Source organism: Ruegeria sp. YTSA144, from assembly GCF_059610125.1.
In genome coordinates this window covers 260,980-275,416 of sequence record NZ_JBXWNA010000005.1, presented here as the reverse complement: position 1 = coordinate 275,416, position 14,437 = coordinate 260,980, and the positions used below count along the sequence as shown (strand labels likewise).

Genomic DNA, 14,437 nt, shown 5'->3' with positions numbered 1-14,437 from the left:
AATGCGCACCTCTGGGGGACCCATGAGCGACGATACCGTTATTGAAATCTCGAATGTCTGGAAGATATTCGGGGGCAGGCCCGAGGTGGCGCTGCAAGCGATCCGCGACCGCGGGTTGGACAAGGCCCAGGTGCTGGCTGAATACAACTGCGTTGTCGGCGTGGCGGATGTCAGCCTGTCGGTCAACCGGGGCGAGATATTCTGCATCATGGGCCTGTCAGGCAGCGGAAAATCCACTCTGGTCCGCCACTTCAACCGGTTGTTGGAACCTACCGCCGGCAAGATCGAAATCGAGGGCACTGACGTGATGGCTCTGGGTCCGAAAGAGCTCCAGCAGTTTCGCAACAACAAGATTGGCATGGTCTTTCAGAACTTTGCACTGATGCCGCATCGGTCTGTGCTGGACAATGTCGCAATGCCGCTGGAAATCCGGCAGGTCAGCAAGAATGAACGCATGCGTCAGGCCGCCGCTATTCTGGATATCGTCGAACTCGGAGCCTGGGGATCGAAATTCGCACACGAACTGTCCGGTGGTATGCAGCAACGTGTGGGCCTTGCCCGGGCACTGGCGGCGAACCCGGATGTGTTGTTGATGGACGAACCGTTCTCGGCGCTGGACCCGTTGATCCGGCGGCAGTTGCAGGATGAGTTCATCCGACTGAGCAAAATCCTGAAAAAGACGACGATCTTCATCACCCACGACCTGGATGAAGCAGTTCGCATCGGGAACCGGATCGCGATCATGCGCGACGGCAAGGTGGTACAGATCGGGACGGCCGAAGACATCGTCATGAACCCCGCAGATGACTATGTGGCCGATTTCGTTGCGGGCATATCGCGGCTCAAAGTGGTGCGCGCCCATGCGGTCATGCGGCCCATACCAGAGCATGTTGCGACCCATGGGCCGCTATCGGCAGATGCCCCACGTGTAAATGAGGGTGAGAACCTGAGCACGCTGATCAATCTGGCAATCGACAACGACAGCGCAATCCTGGTGGAGGACGGCGGCGTGGATGTTGGCGTCATAACCCGTGCCGATCTGTTGCGCACCGTGATCGAAGGGACCGAAGTGTCATGAGCACATCTGATGTGAACCCGCTGGAAGATACCGAAAGCGAAGCCGCATTGGCGTATGCCGAAGAGCGGCGCGAAAACATACGGGAATTTGTACGCACCAGCCCCGACTACTACATCCGCAACTTCGACAAGATCGGCGCGTCGTCCCGCTTTACACCAACCTTCAATCTGATGGCCGGATTGTTTGGTCCGGTCTGGTTCGGTGCCCGGGGCTTGTGGTCATGGGCGCTGCCATTTCTGATCCTCGAAACAATAGCCTATGTGCAGATCGCGCGCGGGATGTTCGGCGATCTGGCGGCCGAGGCTATGGAACGCATCGCTTCGATTGAAGGGACGCTTGAACTGCGCCGTCAGCAGTTGGCCGCTGCCATTGAAAACAATTCGGACAAGATCGATGTCTATCAGCGAACGGTGGACTCGCTCGAGGAAAACATAGGCGGCATCCGCGCCGAAGCCGAAGCGATGGCCGCGGAAGGGCCTTACATCGTTCTGACCGGACTGATCATTCTGATCATCGTCAAGCTTGTTCAGTCACAGGTGGCAAACTGGGCGCTCGAGGCGCGTTTCTCGGAATGGTTGTCAGATCGTTCAATCCGATCAGCAATGCCGGTATCGCAGATCATGTTCAGCGCGGTATTCATGGCGCTGATCGTTGCTGCGGCGATGATGCATTACAGTTTTCCGGGGCGCTTCTCGTTGCTCAGCCATTTCCCGACAGACCCCAACATCCGCCTGACCAGCATCACTTGGGTGGAAGACTTCATCGCCTGGTGCGTGCGCAACAGCGAAGCGTTCTTTGACGGGCTGACATTCGGTATCCGTACACTGCTGGACGCGCTTGAGGTCATCTTGGTGCAGACGCCCTGGATCGTGATCGCCAGTCTCATCATTCTGCTGACATGGCTGACTGCGGGCGTCAGCACGGCAATCTACTCGGGCGCGTTTCTGGCCTATATGGGGCTGTTGGGCTTCTGGGAGGGCGCGATGACCACGCTGGCCTTGTTGGGGACAGCGGCGTGCCTGTCGATTGTCATCGGAATTCCACTGGGCATGTTCGCGGCGCGTCGGCCTCGGTTTTATGCTTTCATCCAGCCGATCATGGACTTCATGCAAACCATGCCCGCCTTTGTTTTCATGGTCCCCGTGATCGCGTTTTTTGGTGTCGGCAAGCCGGCGGCGGTCGTGGTCACGATGATTTTCGGCGGCACACCAGTGGTGCGCCTGACCGTCCTGGGCTTGCGCGGCGTACCCGAAAGTGTACGCGAGGCGGCGATCAGTTTCGGCGCCAACAAATGGTACCTGCTCACCAAGGTCGACTTGCCGCTGGCAAGCCCGTCGATCCGGGCGGGGATCAACCAGACAATCATGCTGTCATTGGCAATGGTTGTCGTGGCGTCGCTGATCGGTGCCAAAGGGCTGGGCGAAGACGTTCTGGAAGCGTTGCAGTACGCGAATGTTGGCCAGGGTATCCTTGCAGGGTTCTCAATCCTGTTCTGTGCGATGATTCTGGATCGGATTGTGCAGGGCGGCCGGAAATGACACCCATCGTATTTGTCCATGGGTTTCTGGGCGGCAGTCGGCAATGGCAACGCCAGGTCGAGGCCTTGCAAGGTTACGATGTCATAACGCTGGATCTGCCGGGTTTTGGCGAAAATGCGCAACGCGACGCATTTTGCAGCATCTCGGGATTCGCGGACTGGGCTCTGAATGAGCTGAAGTTGCGCGATATCGAGACATTCCACCTGGTTGGTCACTCGATGGGTGGAATGGTCGCGCAGGAAATGGTTGCCCGTGCGCCCGAGCGTGTTGACCGTTTGGTTCTTTATGGCACCGGGTCCGTAGGAGTGCTGCCCGGGCGGTTCGAGACCATTGATACCTCGAAAACCCGTGCCTGTTCAGACGGGCCGAAAGTGACGGCGCGGCGGATTGCGGCAACCTGGTTTCTCGAACGCGAAAAAGCCCTGGAATACGAGCTTTGCGCCACGATAGCGCAGAAAAGCAATCTGAAAGCCATGCTCGCTGGTTTGGACGCGATGCATTCCTGGAGCGGTGCTGATAACCTGCCGGCAATCAAGACGAAAACGCTGGTTATCTGGGGGGATCGTGATCGCACCTATCCATGGAGTCAGACGGAACAGCTGTGGCAATCCATCCCGAATGCAAACCTCGCGGTGATTCCAAACTCTGCACATGCGACGCATCTGGAAAAAGCCGATCTGTTCAATGGGATATTACGAGATTACCTTGCTGCCTGATGCATTGCGCCAAACAAATGAACCGGTCAGATGATGCCAATCTGCGAAGAACCGGATGATCAATTTGGTCGAACGCCATGGTCCGTCAGATCCATCAGTTGATCGGCAGGCTTTTTCGTATCAGCACGTCGCCGCAAGACGCCCGGTTCGTGACCTGATTATCAGCAGGGCCCCGAATAGGCATGCGCTCCTGCCCTCACGCCGGATTCGTGGAAAAGTTTCTTTCGCGCCATTTGTACAACACAGCCGACAGCATTGCGCAGGCGATCAGATTTGCAAAACACGAACGTCGGGCATGGACCGGATCGTGGCCAGATCCTGCTCGTAAAGCTCTGTGAACGCTTCAACTATGTCAGAGTTCCAACCCGGCAAGTCGAGCTCTTCTTCGATCTGCTCCGGTCGGGCGTATTTGTCCAGAATATTTGCCATCTCTTCACGTCGGCCGGTCCGGTCAAGGGCGTCCCCTTTTCTCACGATGTCCAATACATGACGTTGTCCCGCCTCTGTCAAAAGAGAAGACAGGAATGCAAACTCTTCGTGAAGCACAGCCTCATCAGGCAATCCCGCTATGGCGCGGATGATATCGCCCCAGATAAGCGGGGAATTCTCGTGTTCCCACAAGGTGAGTTGAACCTGAGGCGCGAGATCCCGCAGGTCCTCGATCATGCCAAGCCAGCTGAGGCAGCTTAAATCGGTACTGGCCAGAATGTCCCGCCGATGGTCTTCATGGATCGAGGCCAGAATCTTTGGGATGAAAACCCCGGGGTTCACCAGCCCTGCAAACACCTGAACCTGGGCGCCATCCAGCAGAGAGTCCGTATGGGCCGTTCTATTCCCCGCAAACGGATAGATCTGGCCGTCTTGCAGTGCGGTGCGCCTGGGGCCAAAGAACTTGTCACTCGACACAACCACGCGGTCCAGGTTCTGGTTTCCGGCAACAAGCTCGGACAATCTGTTCCGTGCGTCTGCATCAGATACACCCTGCATAATCGATTCAGACATCACTTTCACGAATAGCCGGGACCGACGCGGCCCCAGAACCGCAGTTCGGTACTCGGCCAGGACCCTCCTGTTCGCGCCAAGCGAGGACATCACCAGCCCTTCATCCGAAAAAGCAACACCGGCGTGGATGGCAACCTGCATTTTTCCTTTACCCCTTGGCTTTTCTGCATAGCCACGTCCGTTACCATTCGCGAGATACTTGCAACGGATGAATTCAGCGTTTTTTTGCACGTTCTCAGGAAATCGGGCAATGTCTAAGTTTGGGCTAAAATTCAGGCTTGCAGTCAACTGCCAGAGGAAGTAATCGACAGCCAGTGCCCCTATAGCTCAGCTGGTAGAGCAACTGATTTGTAATCAGTAGGTCCGCGGTTCGAGTCCGTGTGGGGGCACCACTTAAACACCAGTCAAACACCGGCAAAATAAGATATTTCCTCAGTTACTTGAGGTGCATAATTAATCTTCGGTTGGGTTTGATATGGGTTAGAACGTAACGTGAACCTTGTAACGAACGCGGTTCTACAAGGACACGATATGCCACACATTAAGTTCTCAGATTCGAACCTCAAAACGCTGTCGGCGGATAAAACGACATGGTTCACCGACCCCGACGTGAAGGGTCTGCGCCTGTGCGTCACCAAAGGCGGGGTCAAAACATGGTGGGTCAACAAGTGGGATTCTGAGGCCCAGAAGACCCGCGCAGTCAAACTCGGCCAATGGGCGAACCAAGGCACGCATTGCGCCTGGGACAAGAAACAGGTCGGCAAGGCGCTGCTCGCAATTCAGGAAGGCAATGCCCTGACCAAGGGCGAGCGCGAACCGAAACGGGCTGAGCTCGGCATCCCGACATTTGCGGACACACCGGAGCAATACAATACCCAACGGACAACGGCACGGGCGTCAAGCAACCGTCCAGATCGCCCGCCTGCCTGGCTTCGGCTGGGAAAAGGGAAAGTCGGGCCTCTGACGAAGGCCCGCAACAACGCCGTTGTACAATGTCTCAAAAAGGTATTCTCTGACTTCACCCATTAACAGTTGCGCATCACAAATGAACGGTCGACATACCGAATTTCTTTCCAAATGTCTGTCCATCGATCTTGAGGTGGATCCCAAAACCGCCAAGGTATTTGCCTTTGCCGCCGTTCGAAACGATGAGCAACCAGCTTTGAAGTCGGGCGCCAGCGCGCTGGAGAAAAATCTCGACCGCCTTGAAGAGGCCATCGCAAGTGTTTCACACCCGATTGGTCACAATTTTCTGCACCACGATATGGAACACCTGGTCGCCGCCAGACCACGGCTGGGCCGGATCATGCAGGCCCCGATTGATACGCTGTGGCTGAACCCGCTGGCCTTCCCGCGCAACCCCTATCACCATCTGGTCAAACACTATCACGACGGGCGGTTGGCCGCAGGGCATATCAATGATCCGGAACTGGACGCCCGGCTTGTCTTTGAGGTACTGGCCAATCAGCTCGACGCTTTTCAAAACCTTGCCCAAAGCGAGCCGGATGCCCTTGCAGCCTATCACTACCTGACCACCCGAATGGAACAGTCGGAAGGGTTCGAAGCGGTTTTCCAGTACCTACGAAAAGCCAATTGCCCGCCGCAGGATGAAGCCGTCACTGCCATCCGCCGGATGCTGGATGGTCGGGCTTGTGGCAAAAGGGTCGAACAGACTCTGAGGCGGCTTGGCAATCCCCGAAACGGATGGCCCATGGCCTATGCCCTGTCCTGGATCACCGTAGCGGGAGGGGACTCGGTCATGCCGCCATGGGTCCGGGCGCAGTTTCGCGAGGCATCTCTGATTGTCCGGCATCTCAGGGATACGTCCTGCAAAGACCCCGCCTGCCTGTGGTGCGCGGAACAGAATGACCCGGTCCGTGCGCTGAACAGGTGGTTCGGGTTCGACAGTTTCCGCCCACAGCCTGTGGACCCAGATGGCCGCCCCTTGCAGGAGCGCATTGTCGATGAGGCAATGTCCGGAAACAGCCTGTTGGGCATTCTGCCAACAGGCACCGGCAAGTCCGTGTGTTACCAGGTGCCCGCTTTGTCGCGGTTCGACAAAATCGGGGCGTTGACCGTGGTCATTTCCCCGTTGGTCGCGCTGATGGCCGATCAGGTTCAGGGTATGGAGCGCGTAGGTATTTCCTGTTCCGTGACTGTGAATGGTCAGATGTCCATGCCCGAGCGACAAGACGCGCTGGACAAGGTTCGCATGGGCGATGCGGGCATTCTGATCATCTCGCCCGAGCAATTGCGCAGTACGTCCATCCGGTCGGTGCTGGCACAGCGCGAAGTTGGCCTTTGGGCTATTGACGAGGCGCACTGCGTGTCGAAATGGGGTCATGATTTCAGGCCGGACTACAGGTATCTGGGGCGGTTCATCAAAGAGTTCTCGGGCGACCAGCCCCCTGCCCCGATCCTCTGCCTCACGGCGACCGCCAAACCCGAGGTGATCGCGGATATCGTCGAGCATTTCCAGTCTCGCGCCGGGGTCGAACTGCTGTCGCTTGATGGTGGGGCATCGCGGAAGAACCTGACATTTGATGTCAGGCCTACAACTAAGAACAGCAAACTGACCGATGTCCTGAAAGTGATCGAAGAGTTGCTGCCCGCTGAGGGCCGATCCGGCGCCGTGATCTATTGCGCGACGCGTAAAGAGACCGAGCGCGTTGCCGAGTTTCTGAAATCACAAGGCATGGACGCTGCACATTTCCACGCCGGGCTCGGGTCTGATGACAAACACGATGTCCAGGAACGGTTCCGGGTCGGAGACCTGCGGGTGATCGCAGCCACCAACGCTTTTGGCATGGGCATCGACAAACCCGATATCCGGCTGGTGGTTCATGCAGACATACCCGGGTCGTTGGAAAACTACCTACAGGAGGCTGGGCGCGCCGGACGCGACCGCGAAGACGCCGATTGCGTGCTTTTGTACGCCGGGGATGATGTGGAGCGCCAGTTCAGGCTGTCTGCGGGTTCGCGTTTGGCACGGCATGAAATCGGAGCCATTCTGAAAGCCCTGCGCCGGATCGACGAGCGCACACGCAAGACTGGCAAGATCGTCGCCACCGCGGGTGAGATTGTCCGAGACGAAAAGGATCAAGAATTCGAACGGGACAGCGCGACGGATGACACCCGTGTCAAGACGGCGGTGTCATGGCTTGAGGAAGCGACCCTTGTCACGCGCGAAGAGAACCATGTTCGTATTTTCCCGTCTTCGCTGACGGTCGGCACCTTGGACGAGGCGAAACAACGGCTTGCGGATGCGGAGATCACCCAAGCGTATCGCAAACAATTGCTGGCCATCGTGCAGCATCTGATTTTGGCCCCGGCGGATGAAGGGATCTCAACCGATCAGCTCTGCGGCGTCAGCGGTTTGACACCCGGTGCACTGACCAAGGCAATGGCCAATCTCGAAAGCTTTGGCATCGCGCGCAACGACGTCGCGATCACGCTCTTCATCCATGTCGGTGTGGCGCAATCGTCTTCCGGACGCCTCACGCAGGCTGCAAATCTGGAGCGGGATTTGATCGCATCGATGCGAGAGCTGGCACCGGATGCCGACAAGGAAACGCCAATGCCCCTGAACCTGCAGGAAACCTGCCAGCGTCTGCGCGATCAGGACCACACCGATGCCCGCCCTTATATCATCGACAAACTGATCCGGGGCATAGCACGGGACGGCAAGGGGCAGGATGGTGGCACCGGCAATATCAGGTTGCGCAAAATCAGCCGGAACACCCTGAACGTGACGCGGGTAAGATCGTGGGAAGTCATTGCCCAGACGGCCGAGCTCCGGTGGCAAGCGGCTGGAATTCTACTGAAGTTCCTGACCGGGCGGCTTGACAAAGGCGCGCGCGGCAAAGACCTGCCGGTTGAAACCACTGTGGGTGACCTTCTGGCGCAGCTCACGCAGGATGCCGTTTTGAAATCCAGCGGTCTGCGCGACATGACCAAGCTTTTGGAACGCTCGCTGCTGTGGATGCATGAACAGGGCGTGCTGACATTGGGGAAAGGGCTGACGGTGTTCCGCCCCGCCATGACCATATTCCTCAACCCGAAAGGCGGCCAGTTCACGCAATCCGACTTCCTTCCTCTGGAAGAGCATTACGCCGAACAGACGCTTCAGACCCATGTCATGGCAACTTATGCAGAAACCGGTCTGGACAGGATGACGGACGCCGAACGCCTGTCGGAAGATTACTTTCTGCTCAACAAAGAGCAGTTCATGAAACGTTGGATGCCCGGCATGGCACGTGAGGTCCGACGACAGACAACCAACAAGTCCTGGACCGCCATTGTCGATGATCTGGGCAACAAGGTCCAACAGGACATCGTCGCGGACGATCGCGACCAGACCAATGTTCTGGTTCTTGCGGGCCCCGGATCGGGGAAGACCCGCGTTCTGGTGCATCGGATCGCTTATCTGTTGCGGATGAAGCGTGAAGACCCGCGCGGTATTCTGGTACTGGCCTACAACCGCCATGCTGCTGCCGAAATCCGTGTTCGGCTGCGGGCGCTGGTGGGCGATGATGCGGCGGGGGTCACGATCTCGACGTGCCATTCGCTTGCAATGAAGCTGGTTGGAGCCAGTTTTGCCGGGGTTGAGGCCGCAACGGAAGATTTCGACAATGTCATTCTGGAGGCGGTACGCCAGCTCAGCCCCGAAGGGCTGACCAAAGCCGAAGCCGAGGCACAGCGCGAAAGCCTGATACAAGGGTTTCGCTGGATATTGGTGGACGAATACCAGGACATTGGCCCAGAGGAATATGCGCTCATTTCCGCCGTGGCAGGTCGGTCGCTGGAAGATGCCGAACTTAAACTCAGCCTGTTTGCCGTGGGCGATGATGACCAGAGTATCTATGCCTTCAACGGTGCCTCGGTCGATTTCATCCGCAGGTTCGAAGAGGACTACAAGGCCAGACCATCATTTCTGATCGAGAATTACCGCTCGACGGCTCATATTGTCGAGGCCGCCAATCAGGTCATATCCAAAGCGGCTGATCGAATGAAGGCGGACCACGATATCAGGATAAATCAGGCGCGAGTTTCCCAACCCAGTGGCGGGCGTCTGGAGGAGAAGGATTCCGTTGCCCAAGGTCGAGTGCAGCTGCTTGACGTCCCACCCGGCGCCATGCCGCAAGCGGCGGCAGCCATCGATGAACTGATACGCCTGTCTCGACTGGACCCCAATTGGAACTGGTCCCGCGTTGCCGTGATTTCCCGAGACTGGAAATCACTGGATGCCGTTCGGACCTATGCCGAGGTGCAGGGATTGCGCGTGGATATGGCCAACGAAGAGCTTCCAAATGTTTGGCGATTGAGGGAAACCCAACGTCTGGTATCCGGGCTGCGCGGGAAACAAGGCGCACTTCTGGGTATTCAGGACATCCTCACGGTCCTGAATGATCAACCTCGCAACAAATGGGTGGATTTGCTGGCAGAAGGTGTGGCGGAGCTGGCCCGGGAGTTGGGCACCAAAACCATGCCGGTACCTGACATCATTGAATGGATTGCTGACTGGTCCCGGGATACGCGGGGCGAACAGCGCGGATTGCTGTTGCTGACGGCGCACAGGGCGAAAGGCCTTGAATTCGACCATGTCGCCATTCTGAACGGCGGCTGGACGCGGGTTTCGAAGGAAGAAGATCCCGAAGCTCCTCGTCGCCTGTTCTACGTGGCAATGACCCGTGCACAGCAAAGCCTGACCGTGCTGACATCCGGAGAGCACCCGTTTCTGAAATCGGGTTCAGATTCAGTTCTGCACAGGCGCGTGACGCCCGACCTGAACGAAACCTCGTTGCCCGCAACGAAATACCAGATGCCTGCGCTGGATATCGTGGACTTGTCGTTCGCCGGTCGCCAAGGGGATGCACATGACGTGCACAAGGCCGTGCGCTCGGCCAAGGTCGGGGACTCTCTTTCCCTGGTGTTTCAACAACCTCATTGGGTCTTGCTGGACGCCCAAAACCGTGTTGTCGGACGTATGGCCAAATCGTGGAAGCCCCCCCGTGGACATGTGTTCGCCTCTGGTCAGATCGGTGCGATTATCAATTGGCGCAAAATCGACAGCAGTGAAGACTATGCACACTATCACAGGCGCGACAGTTGGGAGACGGTACTGCCTGAGCTGATCTTCCGACATGAGAATGCCGAAGCCTCGAATGCTCCGCTGATGCCGACGGCCCCAGAGGCTGACCAGACGGACCGTGTCCGGGAAAATCCATATCGACAAACGACGCACCCTTCTGCACAGGCTTTGGAGGTCTTGGTTCCAGAACCACAGGAGATTGAAAAGCCGCCGAAACGCGACCTCAAAACGTTCATCGAAACAGTTGTTGCCGAGACAGGTTCCTGGGATGGTCTTTCGGCGGCGTTGGCAGAGAAAAACATAGTACTGGCGCCCAAGGGCGGCGGCCTTGTCGTCAAATACGCTTCGACCGGCGAAGAAATCACCAAGATTTCTGCGCTTGGCTTCAAATACATCGATCTGATCCGCCATTATGGCGAAGGTTTCCCGGATCACCACGCGACCTGGCTGGTCGAAAAAGCGCTGAACGACGACTATGTTCCCAAAGGTCCACGGCGATCCAGAAAAGCGGGAAGCCGCGAAAGAAAATCGAACGACGACGACGATTTTTCGCTGATCGAAGATTGATGGATTGGCAGCTTCGGAAAGATCAAGTGGCCTCTGAACGGCCCCGTGCCGGACGTTCAAGGGTCATGGGTGATGCTGCGATCAAAGATGTTCGTTCAAGGGACTTCCTTGTGCGTTTTTCGACAAGCGCAAAACATGGTCGACGCGGAGTATCGACCTTCTCAAAAAGAGCATTTGATTGGCAACAAACCAAAAGAGCAGACTTTCGGCGCTGATGTTTCGACACCGCCCGGTCAAGATACCGGTCTCGGAACTTGTATCGGTGAAGGACGTCCCGAGCTTCACCTGGACGGCGCTCTTGATGGGGTGGATGTCGATGCCCTGTTCAGCACTTTCAGGTCGCACTTGGTTGTCGTGATCCTTTCGGAATGCTCTGCGACAATGTTTGTGATCAATTCCGCGGACAGGGCGCCAATGCGCTTGGCCGGGATGCGAATGGTCGAGAGTGACGGTTCGATTTCGCTTGAGCCTTTGAAATCTCCTATTCCCATGACGGACAGGTCTTCGGGAACACGCACACCGCAGTGTTTTGCCGCGTACAGCACGCCCTGAGCGATAATGTCATTGCCGCATAATATAGCGGTGGGACGTGGTGAATGATCCAACAAGCTTATGCAGGCGCGTTTGGCCTCCAAAATGCTGTAGGGAGCTTCCAGGCGCCATTGTTCGGGAACCTCGATCCGTTCCAATCGCAATTCTTCCAAGGCGCCGTGCAACCGGTCATATGCGCGATCATTCCCAGCGGGGTCGGGAAAGATCAAACCTATGTCGCGGTGCCCCAAATCCAGCAAGTGGCGTGCGGACAAACGGCCAGCCTCTGAGTTCTGAACACCCACGCAAGACAATCGCGCTTGATCGTCATAGTTCCAGATTGCAATCGACGAAACACCCTGTTGTTCGATCAATTGATAGGTCGCCTCCGAGTGTTCAAGCCCGATGAGCGCAAGCCCGTCAACGCGATGCTCCATCAGTTTGCGCAGCATCTTGTATTCGCGCTCCAGATCGAACCCGTGCGAAGCAATCAACATCGTGAAGCCATGCCGGTCCAGCCCGTCCGAGAAGGATTGGATCAGTTCAGCGAAGATGGCGTTGTCGATTGTCGGCACCACCAGCCCGACAGTTCCGCTGCGTCGGCCGTGCATGACTTGCGCGGCGCGGTTGCGAATGTAACCAAGCTTCTGCACCGCCCGGTCGATCTTTTTTCGAGTCGCCGGCTTGAGCAATTCCGGATGATTGAAGCTTCTCGAAACTGTCGAGATGGAAACACCGGCAACCTTGGCAACAGCGACAATATCCGGCTTATCTTTATGTTTTTTAACCATAAATTTTGCTCATTCGAGGCTTTTTATGAAAACATTTGCAAAACTATTTTCATCTCTTAGCCTAAAATGTCAACGCGCAAACAAACACAGGGATGCAACGTGGAATTTCTGTATTACTTCGGAGATGTCTTCACACCGGTCTCGTTCGGGCTGTTGCTCCTGGGCACGATTGGCGGGCTGATTTTGGGGGCAACCCCCGGACTGTCACCCACCATGGCCGTGGCCCTGCTGATCCCATTCACGTTTCATCTGGCACCCGTTCAGGGGCTGATCCTTCTTGGCGCGGCCTATACCTCGACGGTCGCGGGCGGCGCGGTCAGCGCCATCCTTCTGAAAATCCCCGGAGCGCCCGCAAACATCGCCACGACGCTGGATGGGCATACGATGGCCAGGCAGGGCAAGGGCGCACAGGCGTTGCAGCTGAGCTTTCTGGCATCTGCCGTTGGGGGGGTGATCGGAGTGCTTCTGCTCATCTTCCTGACACCGGTTCTTGCGCAATGGGCTTTGGCCTTTGGACCAAGCCACCTGTTCTGGCTCGCCATTCTGGGCGTAACCGTCATTGGGTCGCTGGATAGTGCATCCGTTGTCAAAGGATTGCTGTCGGGATGCATCGGTCTCTGGCTTGCGACCATTGGCTTCGATGACATCATGGGGGCGCAACGGTTCATCTTCCACCCGGCGCTTGGCGGCGGCATCAACATCATCGCCGCGCTCATCGGGCTCTTTGCCATTCCTCAGGTCCTGACCATGTTCGCCAAGGGTCGCAATGCGGCAAATGCCGAAGTGATCGAGGTCGAAAAGCATTCGATCATGGATGCGGTGCGTGAGCTTCTGCGCCGCCCGAGAGCGCTGAGCATCGGCACCGTTACCGGCTCGATCATCGGGCTGATTCCGGGTGTCGGTGGACAGATCGCGGGTTTGGTCGCTTATGACCAGACCAAGAAATTCAGCCCAGAGCGCGAGAAATTCGGAAAGGGCCACAGCGAAGGCGTGATCGCGGCGGAAAGTGCGAACAACGCCATGGTCGGCCCCAGCCTTGTTCCGCTTTTGACGCTCTCGATCCCGGGGTCGCCGACCGCAGCGGTGTTGCTGGGCGGCCTGTTGATCCACGGGATTTTTCCGGGCACGGACCTTTTCGACAACCACCCGGATGTTGCCTGGACCTTCATCAACTCGATGCTGATCGGACAGGTGTTGATGTGCATCTTCGGGCTTTATGTCGCTGGTCTTGCCGCCCGGGTGGCGCAGGTACCGCAAAGCGTCATGGCCGCAGTTGTTCTGGGCCTGGCAGTCTTCGGAAGCTATTCAGTTCAGTCCAGCATGGGCGACGTCTATGTCATGGCGGCTCTTGGAGTCATGATGTACTTCCTCGAGCGTTTTGGCTTTTCAGCTGCGCCACTGGTGCTTGGCCTGATCCTTGGCCCGATTGCCGAGGCGAACTTCATTCAAGGATCGATGATTGCAGGGGCCAGCGAAGGAATGGCCAGCTATTTCCTGACGGGAACGCTGAATATCGTTCTGATCGCAATCGTCATCGCTTCAATCGCCTATTCAGTCTGGATGGAGCTTCGCAGTCGTCGCTACATATCAAAAGAGGAGATCATGGCATGAGTTCCGTCAGTCTTCCACGCGCACAACATGTCGTGGCGTCCGGCGTCATTGCCGCCGTCGGGATCTGGGTGGCATGGGTCAGCTATACCCAGCAACCGGCCGAAGCCTTCCTGTTCCCACGCCTGATTTCGACCGTGTTTGTCGTTCTGGCCCTGTGGACGTTTGCCAAGGCGCTTCTGGGCTGGACCAAGGTGGGCAACGGCGTCTCGCGCAAGGATTTCATTTGGCTTCTGCCTGGCTTGGCTATCGCGCTCATCTACATCTTTTGGGCCGCCAAGGCGCTGGGGTTCTACACCGCCGGAACGATCACATTCTTCTTGCTGCTCAGCTTCTACGACCCTGCACCGCATGGCGAAATCAAAACCTGGACCAGGCGTGTGATCATCACGATCGGGTACTTGGCCGTAATGTATGGGCTCTTCGCCATGCTTCTCAAAGTTTACACGCCACGAGAAATACTTTTCTGAAAAAGACCGCGCGAAAAGCGGCTTACGCAAATCCAAGGGAGGATC

9 protein-coding genes and 1 tRNA gene are annotated in these 14,437 nt (G+C 57.0%); 8 read left to right on the top strand and 2 right to left on the bottom strand.

The window, feature by feature from the left end:
- The first annotated feature begins 22 nt into the window (after nucleotides 1-22).
- The 3 genes from AC2FF8_RS13255 to AC2FF8_RS13245 are packed head-to-tail and all read left to right on the top strand — an operon-like array spanning nucleotide 23 to nucleotide 3,332.
- The gene (locus AC2FF8_RS13255; protein ID WP_257599862.1) at nucleotides 23-1,078 is read left to right on the top strand and encodes a quaternary amine ABC transporter ATP-binding protein; all 1,056 of its coding nucleotides are present in this window, start codon (nucleotides 23-25) and stop codon (nucleotides 1,076-1,078) included.
- A complete protein-coding gene (locus AC2FF8_RS13250) occupies nucleotides 1,075-2,616 on the top strand; it encodes an ABC transporter permease (protein WP_496879904.1) in 1,542 nt (513 codons plus the stop codon). The genes AC2FF8_RS13255 and AC2FF8_RS13250 overlap by 4 nt, the downstream gene beginning before the upstream one ends.
- The gene (locus AC2FF8_RS13245) at nucleotides 2,613-3,332 is read left to right on the top strand and encodes an alpha/beta fold hydrolase (protein ID WP_496873108.1); all 720 of its coding nucleotides are present in this window, start codon (nucleotides 2,613-2,615) and stop codon (nucleotides 3,330-3,332) included. The genes AC2FF8_RS13250 and AC2FF8_RS13245 overlap by 4 nt, the downstream gene beginning before the upstream one ends.
- Nucleotides 3,333-3,599: 267 nt before the next feature.
- Here AC2FF8_RS13245 and AC2FF8_RS13240 read toward each other — a convergent pair whose 3' ends face one another.
- Nucleotides 3,600-4,475, bottom strand: coding sequence for a hypothetical protein (locus AC2FF8_RS13240; protein WP_496879903.1), 876 nt, complete (start codon nucleotides 4,473-4,475; stop codon nucleotides 3,600-3,602).
- 175 nt (nucleotides 4,476-4,650) lie between these two features.
- Here AC2FF8_RS13240 and AC2FF8_RS13235 point away from each other — a divergent pair.
- From AC2FF8_RS13235 to AC2FF8_RS13225, 3 genes are all read left to right on the top strand, one after another.
- Nucleotides 4,651-4,726: transfer RNA gene (locus AC2FF8_RS13235), tRNA-Thr, on the top strand.
- Nucleotides 4,727-4,865: 139 nt separating this feature from the next.
- The gene (locus tag AC2FF8_RS13230) at nucleotides 4,866-5,363 is read left to right on the top strand and encodes a hypothetical protein (protein WP_496879902.1); all 498 of its coding nucleotides are present in this window, start codon (nucleotides 4,866-4,868) and stop codon (nucleotides 5,361-5,363) included.
- Between the two features lie 16 nt (nucleotides 5,364-5,379).
- On the top strand, nucleotides 5,380-10,992 hold the full coding sequence (locus AC2FF8_RS13225; RefSeq protein ID WP_496879901.1) for a RecQ family ATP-dependent DNA helicase: 5,613 nt from the start codon (nucleotides 5,380-5,382) through the stop codon (nucleotides 10,990-10,992).
- Between the two features lie 281 nt (nucleotides 10,993-11,273).
- On the opposite strand, the gene AC2FF8_RS13220 is transcribed toward AC2FF8_RS13225, so the two are convergent.
- The gene (locus AC2FF8_RS13220; RefSeq protein ID WP_496879900.1) at nucleotides 11,274-12,314 is read right to left on the bottom strand and encodes a LacI family DNA-binding transcriptional regulator; all 1,041 of its coding nucleotides are present in this window, start codon (nucleotides 12,312-12,314) and stop codon (nucleotides 11,274-11,276) included.
- 99 nt (nucleotides 12,315-12,413) lie between these two features.
- Here AC2FF8_RS13220 and AC2FF8_RS13215 point away from each other — a divergent pair, with 99 nt between their 5' ends.
- Entirely contained in the window at nucleotides 12,414-13,925 is a 1,512-nt protein-coding gene (locus tag AC2FF8_RS13215) for a tripartite tricarboxylate transporter permease (RefSeq protein ID WP_170347392.1), read from the top strand.
- A complete protein-coding gene (locus AC2FF8_RS13210; RefSeq protein WP_170347393.1) occupies nucleotides 13,922-14,392 on the top strand; it encodes a tripartite tricarboxylate transporter TctB family protein in 471 nt (156 codons plus the stop codon). The genes AC2FF8_RS13215 and AC2FF8_RS13210 overlap by 4 nt, the downstream gene beginning before the upstream one ends.
- The last annotated feature ends 45 nt before the right edge of the window (nucleotides 14,393-14,437 follow it).